The organism is Terrabacter sp. LjRoot27 (assembly GCF_964254175.1).
Lineage (GTDB): Bacteria > Actinomycetota > Actinomycetes > Actinomycetales > Dermatophilaceae > Terrabacter.
In genome coordinates, this window is sequence record NZ_CAXUSS020000001.1 from 4028078 (window position 1) to 4044305 (window position 16228).

The following is a 16228-nucleotide window of genomic DNA, read 5'->3' on the forward strand; positions in this document are numbered from 1 at the left end:
ACTCCATGACCTACCCGAACACGCGAGGTCCGGCTGCGCCCCCGACCCGCGAGGCGCTGCGACGCGAGCTCAAGTCAGGCTTCCGTCGCGCCGTCGGGCTCACCGCCCTCGGCACCGTCGTCCCCGGAGCAGGCCTGACCCAGACCCGTAGCCGCACGTTCGGCTGGCTGCTGCTCGCTCTCGCGATCGTCAGCCTCGGCGTGGGCGCGTACTACGTGATGCGAAGCGGTGTGACGAACGCCGCGCTGTCGATCGTCGCGCGCCCCACGGTGCTGCAGACGCTCGCCGTCGTGTTCGTCATCGGCGGCATCCTCTGGTGCGGCTCGATCATCCTCACTGCCGTCCAGTCGCGCCCGACGCGGCTCGACCGCGCCCGCACGCGCCTCCTCGCCGGTTTCACCACCCTGATGGTCTTCCTCGTCGCCGGCTCGTCGTTCAAGTTCGCCGAGTACGCCACGATCACGCAGAGCACCGTGGCGCAGGTCTTCGGCAAGACCCCCACGACCCCCGGAGCCGGCGCCCAGGTCTCCGAGGGCGAGGACCCGTGGGCCGACCAGGCCCGCGTCAACATCCTGCTGCTCGGCTCAGACGCCGGCGCCGACCGCATCGGCATCCGCACCGACTCGATGATCCTCGCGAGCGTCGACACCAAGACCGGGCGCACGGCCCTCATCTCGATGCCCCGCAACCTGCTCAAGGCGCCCCTCGCGCCGAAGAGCCCGCTGCGCGCCATCTACCCGTCGGGCCAGTTCGGCTCGCCCGACAGCGCCTGCGACCAGGGCGCCGGCCAGTGCATGCTGACCAACCTCTACGTCGACGCCGAGAACTACGCGAAGGCCCACCCGGGCGCCTACCCGGCCGGCGACCAGCCGGGCCGCGTCGAGCTGCGCGGAGCCGTCCAGGAGATCACCGGGCTCGAGGTCGACCAGATGGTCGTCGTCGACCTCAAGGGCTTCTCGCGCCTCATCGACGCCATGGGCGGACTCGACATCAACGTCAAGCTGAGCGGCTACGGCACGAAGCTGACGATCGGCGGCGAGCACGCCGCTGACGGCAGCATCTTCGGCGTCAAGGGCTACTTCGAGCCCGGCCGCCAGCACCTCGACGGCTACCACTCCCTCTGGTACGCCCGCACCCGCGCCGCCGACAGCGACACCTTCCGCCAGATGCGCCAGCGCTGCGTCGTCCAGGCAATCGTCCAGCAGGTCAACCCGGCCCAGATGGTCACGAAGTACCCCGAGGTCGCGAGCATCCTCAAGGACAACATCTACACCGACATCCCGGTGCAGAACCTCCCGGCGTTCGTCGAGCTCGTCGAGCGCGTGCAGAAGTCGAAGATCACGAGCGTGGCCCTGACGCAGAAGCAGAAGATCTACTCCAACGACCCCGACTACGACCTCATCCGCGAGCTCGTCCAGAAGGGCATCGCGCCGCCGAAGCCGGCCACGCCCAAGCCCTCCTCGACGAGCACGCCGACGAAGACGAAGACCCCGACGACGTCGAGCACCGAGTCCTACGAGACCTGCTGACCCGTAGGACCGCCGACCCACAACAAAGCCCCCGGCCGATGGCCGGGGGCTTTGTCACAAACGACTGAGGTTGGTGTCGCTCGTTGCTGTTGCTCGAGTGATCAGAGCGGACGAACTGCGTCGGCCTGCGGGCCCTTGGGACCCTGCGTGACCTCGAACTCGACTCGCTGCGCCTCGTCCAGCGAACGGTAACCGTTCGACTGAATGGCCGAGTAGTGGACGAAAACGTCGGGGCCGCCGCCGTCCTGGGCGATGAAGCCGAAGCCCTTTTCAGCGTTGAACCACTTGACGGTGCCCTGTGCCATACGGGTAACTCTTCCTTCTTTAGCGTGTGGGACAACGCACCTCGCGCATCCCAAGCTGCCGCTTTGACTCCACTCGACGGGCGCGAACCCACCGATGCCGAAAAGAAATCCCGTCACCGTTGCGGATGACGGGCACCTGCTCGACTACGAGGAACTGCAACTGCAACCGCGACGAACCTAGCAGAATACCGGCCGTTCGGCCCGTCGGACGGGACCAGATTTTGTGCGTTCAGGAACCGTTCGTCGCGCCGTCACGCGGCGTGCCGCGGAGCGCGAGCCGTGGGGGTCGGTCGCCACGGATCGTGGCCACCATGTCGACGACGCGACGGGTCGCCCTGACGTCGTGCGCACGGAAGACCGTGGCCCCGAGCCAGGCCGCGACCGCCGTGGCCGCGAGCGAGCCCTCGAGGCGCTCCTCGGCCGGCAGGTCGAGCGACTCCCCGACGAAGTCCTTGCGCGACATCGCTTGCAGCACAGGGTAGTTCAGGGCTGCGATGTCAGCTGTGTGCCGCAGCACCTCGAGCGAGTGGGCGGTGGTCTTGCCGAAGTCGAGCGTCGGGTCGACGAGGATGCGCTCACGAGGTATGCCGGCCCGCTCGGCCGCGCGGGCACCGTCGGCCAGGGTGCGCACGACGTCCCGCACGACGTCGAGGGGGTCGTCGCCGTAGGTGACGTCGACCGGATCCGTCCGGGGCGGAAGGCCGCCGGTATGTGAGATGACGTAGCCGGCGCCGATGTCCGACGCGACGTGGACGAGGTTCCGGTCGTGCCCGGCCCACGTGTCGTTGACGAGGTCGACGACGCCGGCCGCCTCGCGGGCCACCTCCGACCTCCACGTGTCGAGGCTCAGGAGGACCTCCGGGTGCGCGGTCCGTGCCCACTGCAGGAACGGCACGACGCGCCGGATCTCCTCGTCGGCATCGACCACCTCACCCTCCTGCCCGGCGCGCACACCACCGACGTCGACGAGGTCGGCGCCGCGCTCGACCGCCTCTTCGAGGGCCGCCTTCGCCGACTCGAGGTCGGCGTGGCGGTTGCCGCTGAAGAAGGAGTCAGGGGTCCGGTTGACGATGGCCATGACGGCAGGCGACGCGGCGTCGAAGCGCCGGTCCCGTAGGACGAGAGGACTCGCGGACGGGAGCTGGAGCGGGGCCAGCCGGCTCAGGATCTCGGCGGTGTCGGGCGCGGGATCCGAGCCGGAATGTCTGGTCACACTGTCGTATCTCATGGGGTCGCGCAAAGGTCAACGAGTGTCACGGGCATGGTTGCGGAACTGTTACCATTGTGGAGCAGACATCGCCCACGGCCCGGCCACGCTCCCGGCCGGGTCGCGGGTGGTCTGTCGGTCCTGATCGTCCCGCAATGATGGTCGACCAACCGGGTTCGCGACGACGCGTCAGCGGGCCCAGTCACCAAGGAAACTGAATACAGAGATGTCGTACATCGTGTCGTTCTTCGCGGCCATGAACCGTCCGTCCACGTCCATGCCGGTCGGTCAGTACAACTCCAGCACGACGTTCGAGGAGAGGCTCGGCCTGCTCTGAGAGCGCGTGCAACCGCTGGGCTCACCGTCGAGGCCAGTGCATGAGAACAAAAGGGACTCCGGATCTCCGGAGGCCCTTTTTTCATGCCCGGACCCGGTGCAGCGGCCCAAGCACGACGTCTCCGGTGGCAGCCGGGCCCGCGTCACGCTTTGATCGGCGCATGCCTCAGACTCGCCGCCTCGTCGCGGCCACGGCCCTCGCCGCCGCGCTCGCCGCGACCCCGATGTCGATGACCGTCTCGGCCGCTGCAACCGGCCCCGCCGGACACTCGCCCGCGTCTCCCCGCTCCGGCACCGTCGTCGACAGCTCCGGTCGGGTCATCGGTGGGTGGCTGGAGCTCGGCGCACCCGGCCCGTCCACCCATGGAACGTCGTCCACGACGTCCCTGACGTCTGGACCCCAGTCCTCGTCCGGGCGCCAGGACGTCGGCGGCGGTGTGTGGACGTACGGCTCGTACGACGAGAACGGCTACAAGCACTGCTGGTCGAAGTACTACAACATCTACGACTACCACTCGGCGACCGCGGCGATGAGCACGACGAAGAAGGTCTACGCCTGGCAGTTCGAGTACGCCGACGCGCACATCGCCGAGTCCATCGGCATCGGCGTCACGTGCAAGGTCTACTGGGGCGTCTACCCGTGAACGCCGTCGTGGGCCGGCGCGTCCTCGTCGCCGCCGTCCTCCTCGGCGCCGGCTCGGTGCTGCTCGGAGCCCTCGCCTCCGGCTACGGCCCGCTGTCGCTGCGCCCCGACCCCGGCCTGCCGTGGCTGAGGGTCGTCAGCACCTTCATGGGAGCCCCGTGGGCCTGGGCGCTCTTCGGGCTCGTGCTCGGGTATGCCGTCCCGACGGTGCGCGCGTCGGCGCTGACCGCGACGGGCGGGCTCCTCGTCGCGGTCCTCGCGTGGTACCTCGCCAAGGCGGCGGTCGGCATCACGCCCTGGCTCGAGTGGGACGCGATCGCGCTCTGGTCTGCGGCGGCCATCCTCGCCGGACCGGTGCTCGGGCTGCTCGGGCACCTGGCCCGGCGCCCGACCTGGACGGCGCTGCCCGCGGCCCTCGTCGCACCGGCCCTCATGGTCGTGGACGCACGACGGACGTCCGGCGTCGGCGGACTCAGCACGTCCGACACCCGGGCCCTCGTCTACGGGGCTGCCGTCGGGCTGGCCTTGGCGCTCGTGGCCCGTGTCGCCCTGGCAGGACGCAACGGCCTCGACCACGAGGGACGACGCGCTCCGTCCTGATCGCCAACGGCGCGAGACTCCGCAACGCGCGGAGGGCGTGGGACTCCGCGCCGACGGAGCGGTTCGCGGAGGGCGTGGGACTCCGCGCTGGTACCCGGCTCGTTCCTCGCCCGGGCCCAGCGCTCCCCTTCATCTCACGCCTCCGCAACGGCTCCGAAGGCGCTCCGCGCCGACGGAGCAGTTTGCGGAGGGCGTGGGATTCGAACCCACGATGGGCTGTGAACCCATAGCGGTTTTCAAGACCGCCGCACTCGGCCACTATGCGAGCCCTCCAGTGTCCGCGGAAGTCTAGCCGCGGCCTCCCCACCCGTCCGAATCATCCCGGCGACGGCCTTCGCGCGTCGTGATGCGCGGCATGGTGCTGCCTCTGGTGGGGTCCTCACGCCGCCGGACGCAGGACCATGTGCAGCACCAGTCGGCAACCATCACCGAGCGGATGGGTCAGATGTACATCGCCGGGTCGAGCCACTGGTTGGTGGCGTCGCGCTTCGGGAACCGGATGACCGCCGGGATGCCCGTCGCCACGGCCCCCGCGGGGACGTCCTTGACGACGACGGAGTTCGCGCCGATCTGGACGTCGTCACCGACGCGGATCGGCCCGAGGACGCGAGCGCCGGCGCCGATCGTCACGCGGTTGCCGACCGTCGGGTGACGCTTGACGTGCTCCATGGACCGGCCGCCGAGGGTGACGCCGTGGTAGATCATGACGTCGTCGCCCACCTCGGCGGTCTCGCCGATGACGACGCCCATGCCGTGGTCGATGAAGAAGCGCCGCCCGAGCCGGGCCGCCGGGTGGATCTCGACGCCCGTGATCGAGCGCGCCACCGTCGCGAGCACCCGAGCCGGAAGCCGCCCACCCGGGCGCTTCCACAGCTCGTGCAGCCCGCGGTGCGCCCAGATGGCGTGCAGGCCGGGCGACGTCAGGACCATCTCGAGCCGTGAGCCGGCCGCGGGGTCGCGCTCGATCGCGCCGTCGACGTCCTCGAGGACGCGGTCGGCGAGCTTCCACACGCGGCCGAGCGGGCCGGCATACGACCGCTCGCCGGGGACGACGGCGGCTGCGTGGGAGGTCGCAGTCGCCGCCGGCTCCCCGGTCACCCCGACCGCCTCGGCCGCGCCGTCACCGCGCACGAGCGTCAGCGGCTTCTCGGCCGGCCTGGGCTCGTGGTCGATCTGTGGTGCGGTGCTCATGCACGACTCCTCGGTGGCGATGCAGGTGGGGCGGGCGGACCCGGGCGGACCCGGGCTGACGGGACGACGTCAGTCGACGAGACCCTCGAAGAGGATCGTCGACAGGTAGCGCTCGCCGAACGACGGGATGATGACGACGATCGTCTTGCCGGCGTTCTCGGGGCGCTGGGCGACCTGGACGGCGGCGGCGATGGCGGCGCCGGACGAGAGGCCGACGAGCAGCCCCTCCTCGGTCGCGGCGCGACGGGCCCACTTCACGGAGGTCTCGGCGTTGACGTCGATGACCTCGTCGTAGACCTCGGTGTCGAGGATCTCGGGGACGAAGTTGGCGCCGATGCCCTGGATCTTGTGCGGACCGGGCTGGCCGCCGTTGAGGATCGGGGACTCCTCGGGCTCGACGGCGATGATCTGGACACTCGGCTTGCGGGCCTTGAGCACCTGGCCGACACCGGTGATGGTGCCGCCCGTGCCGATGCCGGCGACGACGATGTCGACCTCGCCGTCGGTGTCCTTCCAGATCTCCTCCGCGGTGGTCTTGCGGTGGATCTCCGGGTTGGCCTCGTTGGCGAACTGGCGGGCGAGCACGCCGCCGCGCTCGGCGGCGATCTCGTCGGCCTTGGCGACCGCACCCTTCATGCCGGTCGACGGGTCGGTGAGGACGAGCTCGGCTCCGAAGGCACGCAGCAGCGCGCGGCGCTCCTTGCTCATCGACTCGGGCATCGTCAGCACGACCTTGTAGCCGCGGGCCGCGCCGACCATGGCGAGAGCGATGCCGGTGTTGCCCGACGTGGCCTCGACGATGGTGCCGCCGGGCTCGAGCTGCCCGCTCGCCTCGGCCGCGTCGATGATCGCGACGCCGATGCGGTCCTTGACGGAGTTGGCGGGGTTGTAGAACTCGAGCTTGGCGGCGACGGTCGCCTGCGCCCCGTCGGTGACCTTGTTGAGGCGCACGAGCGGCGTGTTGCCGATCAGCTTGGTCACGTCGTCGTAGATCGGCATTGCTGGAGCCCTTTCGGCTGGGTATGGCGGAGCGGTCTGTCGCCTCGATTGTCTCCGACAACCGAGTTCTCGTTATGCATATTCCAACACGTCGTTATCCGTTGCCAAGCCCGCGCCCATGATCCGGGCGTCCCTTGAGCCGGCCACACGGCATACGGCCTCCCTCCTACCCCGCCGGCGCATGCCGCCCACCGCGGGACGAAGGGGACGAGCGTCACGCCGCGACGGCCGTCACAATCACTAAGCGCTTGCTCACGCGTCAGTAGACTCCCCGGCATGAGTGCGCTCCAGATCGTCGCCGTCGTCGTGTGCCTCGGCGTCACCGCTGTCGCCGTCGCCCTGCTCGTCAAGACGGTCAACCACTTCCTCGCGACCTTCCGCCTCGGCCAGCCCGAGGACCGCGGCGACGACAAGGGAGCCCGCACCCGCACGCTGCTGCGCGAGTTCCTCGGCCACACGCGCATGTCGCGGCTGCCGGTCGTCGCGATCGCGCACTGGTTCACGATGGTCAGCTTCGGCGTCCTCTTCTTCACCCTGCTCAACGCGTTCGGCCAGCTCTTCGCGCCGGAGTTCGTGCTGCCGGTCATCGGCCACTTCTTCCCCTACGAGTGGATCACCGACTTCTTCGCCTTCGCGGGCTTCATCAGCATCCTCGTGCTCATGGCGATCCGCCAGAAGAACCACCCGCGCTCCGCCGCCGGTGAGGACGGGCGCCGCAGCCGCTTCTTCGGCTCCACGTGGTGGCAGGCCTACTACGTCGAGCTGACGATCCTCGGCGTCACGCTCTGCATCGGCCTGCTCCGCGCGCTCGAGTGGACCCTCGCCCGCAAGACCGGCACCGGCATGGACACCGCGCTCCACTTCCCGCTGACGGGCTGGATCGGCAACTTCTTCACCGGCCTGTCGGTCGGCGCCATCGAGAACCTCATCGTCGTCATCGCCGCGATCAAGATCCTCATCTCCTTCGCGTGGATGATCACCATCGCGCTCCAGCCGACGATGGGTGTCGCCTGGCACCGCTTCCTCGCCTTCTTCAACATCTTCTTCAAGCGCCACGCCGACGGCCGCACGAGCCTCGGCGAGCTCCAGCCGATCAAGGTCGACGGCAAGCCGCTCGACTTCGAGAACGTCGACGAGCTCGACGAGGACGCCGCGCTCGGCGTCGGCAAGGTCGAGGACTTCACGTGGAAGGGCCTGCTCGACTTCACGACGTGCACCGAGTGCGGGCGCTGCCAGAGCCAGTGCCCGGCCTGGAACACGGACAAGCCCCTCTCCCCCAAGCTGCTCGTCATGACGCTGCGCGACCACGCGCACGCCAAGTCCCCGTGGCTGCTCGCCTCCGAGGAGGTGCGCGCGGGCGGCATCGAGTCGGCCGAGGGCTTCAGCGACGCCACCAAGGGTGCGGTCGCGACCGAGCAGCTCGTCGGTGAGACCGGCTACGACATCCGCCACCCGCTCCAGGCCTACAACCCGCACGGGCCCGACGCCGTCATCGACGAGGACGTGCTGTGGTCGTGCACGACGTGCGGCGCCTGCGTCGAACAGTGCCCGGTCGACATCGAGCACGTCGACGCCATCGTCGACATGCGTCGCTACAAGAACCTCATCGAGTCGGCCTTCCCCGCCGAGCTCAACGGCCTCTTCAAGAACCTCGAGAAGAACTCCAACCCGTGGGGACTCGCGCCGCGCCTGCGGATGGACTGGGCCAAGGACCTCCCCTTCGAGGTCAAGCAGGTCGGGCAGGACGTCGAGGACCTCTCCGAGGTCGACTACCTCTTCTGGGTCGGCTGCGCCGGCGCCTACGAGGACCGCGCCAAGAAGACGACCCGCGCCGTCGCCGAGCTGCTCGACACCGCGGGCGTCTCCTTCGCCGTCCTCGGTGACGGCGAGGCCTGCACCGGCGACTCGGCCCGCCGCGCCGGCAACGAGTTCCTCTTCCAGATGCTCGCCCAGCAGAACGTCGAGACCCTCAACGAGGTCGGCGCGACGAAGATCGTCGTCACGTGCGCGCACTGCTTCAACACCATCAAGAACGAGTACCCGCAGCTCGGCGGACAGTACGAGGTGCTGCACCACACGCAGCTGCTCAACCGCCTCGTCCGCGAGAAGCGCCTGACCCCCGTCGCCCGCCCGGGTGACGCCGTGGCCACCGGTGCGGCGTCGACCGGCGCCAAGGTCACCTACCACGACCCCTGCTACCTCGGCCGCCACAACCAGGTCTACGCGCCGCCGCGCGAGCTGCTCCAGATCCTGCCCGGCGTCGAGTACGCCGAGATGGAGCGCAGCAAGGAGAAGTCCTTCTGCTGCGGCGCCGGTGGCGCGCGCATGTGGATGGAGGAGAAGCTCGGCACGCGGATCAACACCAACCGCACCGAGGAGGCCCTCGCGACGGGCGCCGAGCGCATCGCCGTCGGCTGCCCGTTCTGCAAGGTCATGCTCTCCGACGGACTCAACGCCGCGATCCAGGACGGCAAGGCCACCGACGCCGTCGAGGTCGTCGACGTCGCCCAGATGCTGCTCGCCGCCGTGCGTCGCGGCGACGGCGGTGGGGAGCCCGACGAGGCGGAAACGCCTGAGCCCCAGCCGGACCCGGAGCCCGCACCGGTCGCCTGACCGCGCCGGACGGCATACGCCCGCTGCCTGACGAAGGCCCCCTCCGCACCCGCGGAGGGGGCCTTCGCGTATGCCGTCCGGCGGCGTCGGCGTGTATCAGCGGGTCGCGCCGGCACCACTGACTCCCTGCAGCCGGCGCACCGCAGCCGGGCCGAGCACCGGGGGGAACCCATGAGCCTGACCGACACCTCCGAGGTCTTCGTCTCCGCCGAGGAGTCAGCCCTCAACGACCTCGTGACGGCGCTGTGCACCGCCAGACCACACCTGCTGTCGTACGGGTCGCCGGCCTTCGTGCCGGTCTCGGACGTCAACGACACGCAGATGCCACCGATCCTCTTCCCCGGCACCGGAGGGATCCAGTGGCACGTGCGCTTCGCCGTGCCCCACCTCGACCTCTACGACGAGGACACGCCGCTCCCGCCCGAGCTGACACTCGGGCCGGGGCAGTTCAGCGTGTCGACGAAGGTCCGGATCTGCGTCGACTGCCCGAAGGACCGGCACGACCCGAAGGACGACCCGCACGACCCCCAGGATCCGCACGGGGACCATGGCGGGGACCACCCGAACGAGCCGGACGACCCGCGCTGGGACGACAAGCCGGGCAAGGCGCAGAACCCCGTGTGCACGTCCGTCGAGCTGTATGCCGTCGGGCACCTCGTCGGGACGACGCTCGACGGGCAGCCGGCACTCGGCTTCGCCGTCGACGCGGTCGAGCTCGTCGACGTCGCGCCGAACGACCTCGAGTCGGTGCTCGAGTGCCTCATCGGCCAGATGCTCCGCGCCGTCCTCACGACGATCCGCGTCCCGGTCTCGGCCCTGCGCGTCGGCGCCTTCACGCTGACCCCGACGGTCGGCCCGCTCATCGACATCGACCGCGTGCTCGCCCGCGGCAACCTCTAGGAGACCACCATGTCCGAGATCATCGCCGCCATCGACGAGGGTGCGGCCAACGACTTCCTCGACACCGTCGTCGCCGGGCTCGGCCCGCAGTCGACGAGCGGCTCGTCCAGCCTCGGGCCGTTCGCGGTCAGCTACTCCGTGAGCGGCACCCTGAGCAACGGCTCCGTCGACCTCATCCCGCCGGGCACCATCCGGGTCGCCGACCTGCGCCTCGACTGGAGCGCGAGCGCCACGCTGTCGCTCGACCTCGGCGACTTCCTCCCCGAGATCCACATCCCCCAGGTCTGCATCGACATCCCGTGCGTCGGTACGGTCTGCACGCCGCGGATCGACATCACGTGGCCCACCGTCTCGGTGCCCGTGTCGTTCGGCGACTTCGTGCGGGCCACCGTCGACCTCGGGCTGTCCGTGGCGCTCGTCGGCGGCCTGTGGAAGGTCGAGGGGATCGTCCAGGGCGTGCCGAGCCTCGCCTTCGGCCCGGGGACCGCGGCGATCGTCGCCGGCATCGGGCTCGCCGTCGCGGCCGCCGTCGCGTGGGTGCCGCTCATCGGACCGTTCCTCGCCGGTCTCGCCATCGCCGTCACCGCGGCCATCGGGATCGCCGGTCTCACCGGCTGGCTCGGGCCGATCATCACGCCGTTCATCTCGGGCACCCGCTTCCCGATCTACGAGCAGCCCGAGTGGTTCGAGGTGCTGCCGGCGACGTCGGCGATCGACCCGGCCGTCTCGGTCCACATCGACGCCATCGGCGCCGAGGTCCAGCACAACGCGCCCGAGGACGAGCTCGTCCTCAGCGCCGACATCAGCGCCTGAGGAGGGCGGAACCATGAGCGACCACTTCGACAGCAGGGCGCTGCGCCAGACCGACTGCTACGGGCAGCGGTTCATGAGGCCCGGCACCTACGCCTACGCGATCGGCCACGCCGGCACCGCCGCCATGGCCCAGGACCACCCGTACGTCGTCGTCGTCGAGGGTGACTCACCCAAGCGCGGCGAGATGGCCCAGACGCTCGTCACCGTGCGGGCCGAGGGCAAGGCCTTCGTGCCGGACGCCCCGAAGGTGACCGTCAACGCGGGCGACATGGTCATGTGGCACTGCCCCGACCCGCACGCCCGACCCTTCGCCGTCTCGGGCGAGAAGGACTTCTTCTCGAGCGACCGCCTCGTCAACGAGTCGGGCTACTCCCACGCCTTCACGTGCACCGGGACCTATGAGTGGGCCGATGCCCACGGCTCCGGCGCCACGGGCGTCGTGCGCGTCTCGGCGCCGGACTCGAGCTCGGACAAGGGCATCCGGGCCTGGCAGAGCCAGCAACGACAGGGCGTCCTCGTCATGGTCAAGGACGGCCAGGCGGAGCCCGCCGAGGTCGACGTCGTGCTCGGCCAGACGGTCTTCTTCGCCGTCGTCGCCGGTCCCGGCATCTCGGTCACCGACACGGCCGTCATCGAGGCCGAGCGGCCCGTGCCCGGGATCGCCTTCTACCGCAAGCCCACCCGTGGGAAGGACGCCGTAGCCTGACCAGGTGAACGCGACCCCGACGCCCGCCATCGCCCAGGACCTCGCGCCGACAGGCGTCCTGCGCGCCTCGATCAACCTCGGCAACCCCGTGCTCGCCCAGGGCACGCCGGAGGCACCCAGCGGGGTGACCGTCGACATCGCGCAGGCCGTCGGGGAGCGGCTCGGTGTGCCCGTCGAGCTGGTCTGCTTCGACGCGGCGCGACGATCGTTCGAGGCCATGGCGACGGGCGCGGCCGACCTGTGCTTCCTCGCCGTCGACCCGGCCCGGGCGACCGAGGTCGCCTTCACGGCGCCCTACGTCGTCATCGAGGGCGTCTACGTCGTGCCCGTCGGCTCCCCCGTGCGGTCGGCCGCCGACGTCGACCGCGACGGCATCCGGGTCGGGGTCAAGCAGGGCTCGGCCTACGACCTCTTCCTCACGCGCACGCTGGCGCACGCGACCGTCGTGCGCGGCGACGAGGGCGTCGACGTCTTCGTCACCGAGGGGCTCGAGGTCGGTGCCGGCATCCGGGAGCCGGTCACGGCCTTCGCCGCGGGCCACGACGACGTGCGGGTCGTCGACGAGGCGTTCATGCAGATCGAGCAGGCCGTCGGCACGACACGGACCCGCACGTCCGAGACCGTCGCCTTCCTGCGCGACCTCGTCGAGGAGCTCAAGGCCAGCGGCTTCGTCGCCGATGCGTTGGCGCGGTCGGGGCAGTCCGGCGCCGCGGTCGCCCCGCCCGCCTGACGGCATACGCCCGCCTGACGCCACACGCCCGCCTGACGGCTCAGGGCACCGCCGGAAGACGGGCCGCGACGACGTGGAGGTCCGCACCCCCGCACAGGGGTGCGAACCTCCACGGCCGCGTCGGCTCAGCCGACCCGGCCCACGGTCGGAGCGGTGATGCCGAAGGCGTCCAGCTCCTCGCCGGTCAGCAGTCGCGAGCGGATGAGGAAGCGCACCCCCTCGGGCGCCTCGACGGAGAAGCCGCTCCCGCGGCCCTTCACGACGTCGACGGTGAGGTGCGTGTGCTTCCAGTACTCGTACTGCGAGACCGACATCCAGAAGCCGATGGGCGCCTCGACCCCGTCGACGGCGAGGTCGGCCAGGTGCACGTCGGCCTCGCTCGTGATGAAGTCACCGGCCGGGAAGCACATGGGAGAGCTGCCGTCGCAGCAGCCACCCGACTGGTGGAACATCAGCGGACCGTGGATCCCGGTGAGGCGACGGAGCAGGTCCGCCGCCTCACCGGTGAGGTCGACCCGGCTGGGGGAAGCCGATGGCTCACCGGGTGCGACCGTCTCTGGGGGCGTGGTGGCCACGGTGGCCGACCCGCTCAGAAGAACCCGAGCGCGTCGGGCGAGTAGGAGACGAGGAGGTTCTTCGTCTGCTGGTAGTGGTCGAGCATCATCTTGTGGTTCTCGCGGCCGATGCCCGACTGCTTGTAGCCACCGAACGCGGCGTGCGCCGGGTACTGGTGGTAGCAGTTCGTCCAGACGCGACCGGCCTTGATGCCACGACCCATCCGGTACGCGCGCGAGCCGTCGCGGGTCCACACGCCGGCGCCGAGGCCGTAGAGCGTGTCGTTGGCGATCGAGAGCGCGTCGGCCTCGTCGTCGAAGCTCGTGAGCGAGACGACCGGACCGAAGATCTCCTCCTGGAAGATCCGCATCGAGTTGTCGCCCTCGAAGATCGTCGGCGCGACGTAGTAGCCCTCGGCGAGGTCGCCGTCGAGCACGTTGCGGTCGCCGCCGGTGAGGATCTTGGCGCCTTCCTGACGGCCGATGTCCATGTAGGAGAGGATCTTCTCGAGCTGGTCGTTGCTCGCCTGGGCGCCCATCGTCGTCTCGGTGTCGAGCGGGTTGCCCTGCTTGATCTTCTCGACGCGGGCCACGGCGTCGGGCACGAAGTCGCTGTAGATCGAGCTCTGCACGAGGGCACGCGACGGGCACGTGCACACCTCGCCCTGGTTGAGGGCGAACATCGTGAAGCCCTCGAGTGCCTTGTCGTAGAAGGCGTCCCGCTCCTGCGCGACGTCGTCGAAGAAGACGTTGGGGCTCTTGCCGCCGAGCTCGAGGGTGACGGGGATGATGTTCTGGCTGGCGTACTGCATGATGAGGCGGCCCGTCGTCGTCTCGCCGGTGAAGGCGATCTTGGCGATGCGGGGGCTCGAGGCGAGCGGCTTGCCGGCCTCGACGCCGAAGCCGTTGACGACGTTGAGCGTGCCTGGGGGCAGCAGGTCGCCGATGAGCTCGACCACCTTGAGGATCGACCACGGGGTCTGCTCGGCCGGCTTCAGCACGACACAGTTGCCGGCGGCGAGGGCGGGGGCGAGCTTCCACACGGCCATGAGGATCGGGAAGTTCCACGGGATGATCTGTCCGACGACGCCGAGCGGCTCGTGGAAGTGGTAGGCGACGGTGTTCTCGTCGATCTCGCTGCTCGAACCCTCCTGTCCCCGAAGGACGCCCGCGAAGTAGCGGAAGTGGTCGACGGCCAGCGGGAGGTCTGCGGCGAGGGTCTCGCGGACGGCCTTGCCGTTCTCCCACGTCTCGGCGACGGCGAGCGACTCGAGGTTGGCCTCGATGCGGTCGGCGATCCGGTTGAGGATGAGCGAGCGCTCGCCGAGGCTCGTCCGGCCCCAGGCGGGTGCGGCGGCGTGGGCGGCGTCGAGAGCGGCCTCGATGTCCTCCTCGGTGCCGCGGGCGACCTCGCAGAACGGCTTGCCGTTGACCGGCGAGATGTTCTCGAACCAGAGGCCCTTCTTCGGGTCGACCCAGTTGCCGCCGATGAAGTGGCCGTAGCGGTCGAGGACGGTGACGAGCGAGTCCGGTGAGCCGGGCGGTGCGTAGACGGTCATGGTTGATCTCCCAACATCCTTGGTGGTTCCCCTCCCAGGGGTTGGCGTGACCGTAGGCAGCGCAACGTTGCAACCACGTTGCGTGGCGTATGCCGGGTGGCGGAGTGACGGCATACGCCCGGTTTGTGGCCTCTCGACGTTGGGAAGGCGGCCACTCGTGGCCTCTCGACGTTGGGAAGACGGCCACTCGTGGCCACTCGTGGCCGCTCGACGGGTGACTTGAGACGTCGAGAGGCCACGAACCGGGCGGGTCAGGCGGGGCCGAGCTCGCGGTCGAGGCGGTGGATCTGGTTCTGGACGAGGGGCATGAGCGGGGATCCGGGGCCGAGCACGCGTGCCTGCGCCCGCCACATCTCGTAGTCGTCGGCCCCCGAGGCCGAGCGGGTCCACGCGGACATGAGGTCGGCCCGCCCGCTGCCGAGGACCGCGCGCCGCAGGTCGCCCTCGACGCTCACGCGCAGCCGGACCACTCCGGGGGCCGTCGACCGCGGCAGCAGGGGACCCCGGTAGGCCCGCATCGCACTCGCGACGTCTCCCGCGGCGAGGTGGGCCTCGACGCCGAGCCAGTCGCCCGACAGCTCGGCGACGAGCCGGTACGGCCGCGAGGCGAGGAGGTCCTCCCCGAGCAGGCTGCGCAGCCGACCCATCTCGACCCGGAGCGTCGAGGCGCTGCTGTCCTCCTCGTAGAGCAGAACGGCGAGCTCGTCACCCGAGAGCCCACGGGGCGCCGAGGCGAGCAGGAGCAGGATCTCGCTGTGCCGTGGGCTGAGGCGCACCGTCCGGCGGTGGCCACGGCCGTCGTCGACGGTCAGCAGGGCGTCGTTGCGGCCGAGCGACTCCATGAGCACCGAGAGCCCGCGCGCCGTCGCCTCCGGCTGGGCACCGCGGCCGCTGACGAGCATCTCCCGGGCCAGCTCGGACTCGGCCATCCGCGCCGCGGCGCGCACCATGGCCATCGTCTGCGGCACGACGATGTCGTCGCCGCCGGTGATGTCGAGGACCCCGAGGACGCTCTGGTCGGACGGGTCGTGGATCGTCGTGGCCGCGCAGCTCCAGCGCTGGACGGAGTGCCGGAAGTGCTCGGCGCCGATGACGTTGACCGACTGGTCGAGGCGCAGGGCCATGCCGGGGGCGTTGGTGCCCGCGAGGCGCTCGTCCCAGTTGCTGCCCTCGACGAAGCCGATGGACTCGGCGCGGCGCAGCACGCTCGGGGTGCCGCACACCCAGAGCAGCTGGCCGGACGCGTCGGAGACGGCCATGACGGCGTCGCAGTCGCGGGCCGCCTGCCCCAGCACGTCGTCGAGCAGCGGGAACACGCGCGCCAGGGGGTGCGCCTCGCGGTGGTCGCGCAGGGCGTCCGCCGGGAGCGTGATCGGGGCGTCGACGGTGTCGACCTGCACCCCGGCCGCGGCGGAGCGCAGCCACGAGTCGGCGACGTGGGCGCGGACCCCGCTGCTCTCGGACTCGGCGTGCGCGTCGACGGGCATGGGCCGATTGTGCACGCACCACGACGTCCGGCGAGGGGACTGCGGGCAATCCCACA

15 protein-coding genes and 1 tRNA gene are annotated in these 16228 nt (G+C 70.3%); 8 read left to right on the forward strand and 8 right to left on the reverse strand.

The window, feature by feature from the left end; all coding sequences use genetic code 11:
- Nucleotides 1-5: 5 nt before the first annotated feature.
- The gene (locus tag ACSQ2D_RS18555; protein WP_435987388.1) at nt 6-1529 is read left to right on the forward strand and encodes an LCP family protein; all 1524 of its coding nucleotides are present in this window, start codon (nt 6-8) and stop codon (nt 1527-1529) included.
- Between the two features lie 101 nt (nt 1530-1630).
- Here the strand turns inward: ACSQ2D_RS18555 and ACSQ2D_RS18560 are convergent, their stop codons facing one another.
- Together ACSQ2D_RS18560 and folP are read right to left on the reverse strand one after the other, a co-directional pair.
- A complete protein-coding gene (locus tag ACSQ2D_RS18560) occupies nt 1631-1834 on the reverse strand; it encodes a cold-shock protein (RefSeq protein WP_013491183.1) in 204 nt (67 codons plus the stop codon).
- 229 nt (nt 1835-2063) lie between these two features.
- Complete coding sequence (gene folP / locus ACSQ2D_RS18565) at nt 2064-2999, reverse strand: dihydropteroate synthase (RefSeq protein WP_435987878.1); 936 nt, start codon at nt 2997-2999, stop codon at nt 2064-2066.
- 539 nt (nt 3000-3538) lie between these two features.
- On the opposite strand from folP, the gene ACSQ2D_RS18570 reads away from it, so the two are divergent.
- Nucleotides 3539-4021: a lactococcin 972 family bacteriocin gene (locus tag ACSQ2D_RS18570; protein WP_435987389.1), complete on the forward strand. Its 483-nt coding sequence runs from the start codon at nt 3539-3541 to the stop codon at nt 4019-4021.
- The gene (locus ACSQ2D_RS18575) at nt 4018-4620 is read left to right on the forward strand and encodes a hypothetical protein (RefSeq protein ID WP_435987390.1); all 603 of its coding nucleotides are present in this window, start codon (nt 4018-4020) and stop codon (nt 4618-4620) included. The genes ACSQ2D_RS18570 and ACSQ2D_RS18575 overlap by 4 nt, the downstream gene beginning before the upstream one ends.
- 185 nt (nt 4621-4805) lie before the next feature.
- Here ACSQ2D_RS18575 and ACSQ2D_RS18580 read toward each other — a convergent pair.
- The 3 genes from ACSQ2D_RS18580 to cysK all read right to left on the reverse strand — a co-directional run bounded on the left by ACSQ2D_RS18580 (nt 4806) and on the right by cysK (nt 6810).
- Nucleotides 4806-4893, reverse strand: a tRNA-Ser gene (locus tag ACSQ2D_RS18580).
- Nucleotides 4894-5061: 168 nt separating this feature from the next.
- A complete protein-coding gene (cysE, locus tag ACSQ2D_RS18585) occupies nt 5062-5811 on the reverse strand; it encodes a serine O-acetyltransferase (protein WP_435987391.1) in 750 nt (249 codons plus the stop codon).
- Nucleotides 5812-5880: 69 nt separating this feature from the next.
- Nucleotides 5881-6810: a cysteine synthase A gene (gene cysK, locus ACSQ2D_RS18590; RefSeq protein WP_435987392.1), complete on the reverse strand. Its 930-nt coding sequence runs from the start codon at nt 6808-6810 to the stop codon at nt 5881-5883.
- A gap of 276 nt (nt 6811-7086) precedes the next feature.
- On the opposite strand from cysK, the gene ACSQ2D_RS18595 reads away from it, so the two are divergent.
- The 5 genes from ACSQ2D_RS18595 to ACSQ2D_RS18615 all read left to right on the forward strand — a co-directional run bounded on the left by ACSQ2D_RS18595 (nt 7087) and on the right by ACSQ2D_RS18615 (nt 12572).
- Nucleotides 7087-9423 (forward strand): heterodisulfide reductase-related iron-sulfur binding cluster, encoded by a 2337-nt coding sequence (locus ACSQ2D_RS18595; RefSeq protein ID WP_435987393.1) that lies wholly within the window; start codon nt 7087-7089, stop codon nt 9421-9423.
- A gap of 171 nt (nt 9424-9594) precedes the next feature.
- Nucleotides 9595-10323 (forward strand): hypothetical protein, encoded by a 729-nt coding sequence (locus ACSQ2D_RS18600; protein ID WP_435987394.1) that lies wholly within the window; start codon nt 9595-9597, stop codon nt 10321-10323.
- A gap of 9 nt (nt 10324-10332) precedes the next feature.
- Nucleotides 10333-11136 (forward strand): hypothetical protein, encoded by an 804-nt coding sequence (locus tag ACSQ2D_RS18605; protein ID WP_435987395.1) that lies wholly within the window; start codon nt 10333-10335, stop codon nt 11134-11136.
- A gap of 13 nt (nt 11137-11149) precedes the next feature.
- Entirely contained in the window at nt 11150-11842 is a 693-nt protein-coding gene (locus ACSQ2D_RS18610) for a hypothetical protein (RefSeq protein ID WP_435987396.1), read from the forward strand.
- 4 nt (nt 11843-11846) lie between these two features.
- Nucleotides 11847-12572: a transporter substrate-binding domain-containing protein gene (locus ACSQ2D_RS18615; RefSeq protein ID WP_435987397.1), complete on the forward strand. Its 726-nt coding sequence runs from the start codon at nt 11847-11849 to the stop codon at nt 12570-12572.
- Nucleotides 12573-12697: 125 nt separating this feature from the next.
- Here the strand turns inward: ACSQ2D_RS18615 and ACSQ2D_RS18620 are convergent, their stop codons facing one another.
- From ACSQ2D_RS18620 to ACSQ2D_RS18630, 3 genes are all read right to left on the reverse strand, one after another.
- Complete coding sequence (locus tag ACSQ2D_RS18620) at nt 12698-13147, reverse strand: DUF779 domain-containing protein (protein ID WP_435987398.1); 450 nt, start codon at nt 13145-13147, stop codon at nt 12698-12700.
- Nucleotides 13148-13161: 14 nt separating this feature from the next.
- Entirely contained in the window at nt 13162-14685 is a 1524-nt protein-coding gene (exaC, locus tag ACSQ2D_RS18625; protein ID WP_435987399.1) for an acetaldehyde dehydrogenase ExaC, read from the reverse strand.
- Nucleotides 14686-14936: 251 nt separating this feature from the next.
- On the reverse strand, nt 14937-16172 hold the full coding sequence (locus ACSQ2D_RS18630) for a GAF domain-containing protein (RefSeq protein WP_435987400.1): 1236 nt from the start codon (nt 16170-16172) through the stop codon (nt 14937-14939).
- Between the last annotated feature and the right edge of the window lie 56 nt (nt 16173-16228).

Coding starts and splice junctions, on each gene's coding strand:
- ACSQ2D_RS18555 (WP_435987388.1), top strand. CDS start 6: ATGACCTACCCGAACACGCGAGGTCCGGCTGCGCCCCCGACCCGCGAG.
- ACSQ2D_RS18560 (WP_013491183.1), bottom strand. CDS start 1,834: ATGGCACAGGGCACCGTCAAGTGGTTCAACGCTGAAAAGGGCTTCGGC.
- ACSQ2D_RS18570 (WP_435987389.1), top strand. CDS start 3,539: ATGCCTCAGACTCGCCGCCTCGTCGCGGCCACGGCCCTCGCCGCCGCG.
- cysE (WP_435987391.1), bottom strand. CDS start 5,811: ATGAGCACCGCACCACAGATCGACCACGAGCCCAGGCCGGCCGAGAAG.
- cysK (WP_435987392.1), bottom strand. CDS start 6,810: ATGCCGATCTACGACGACGTGACCAAGCTGATCGGCAACACGCCGCTC.
- ACSQ2D_RS18595 (WP_435987393.1), top strand. CDS start 7,087: ATGAGTGCGCTCCAGATCGTCGCCGTCGTCGTGTGCCTCGGCGTCACC.
- ACSQ2D_RS18600 (WP_435987394.1), top strand. CDS start 9,595: ATGAGCCTGACCGACACCTCCGAGGTCTTCGTCTCCGCCGAGGAGTCA.
- ACSQ2D_RS18605 (WP_435987395.1), top strand. CDS start 10,333: ATGTCCGAGATCATCGCCGCCATCGACGAGGGTGCGGCCAACGACTTC.
- ACSQ2D_RS18610 (WP_435987396.1), top strand. CDS start 11,150: ATGAGCGACCACTTCGACAGCAGGGCGCTGCGCCAGACCGACTGCTAC.
- exaC (WP_435987399.1), bottom strand. CDS start 14,685: ATGACCGTCTACGCACCGCCCGGCTCACCGGACTCGCTCGTCACCGTC.
- ACSQ2D_RS18630 (WP_435987400.1), bottom strand. CDS start 16,172: ATGCCCGTCGACGCGCACGCCGAGTCCGAGAGCAGCGGGGTCCGCGCC.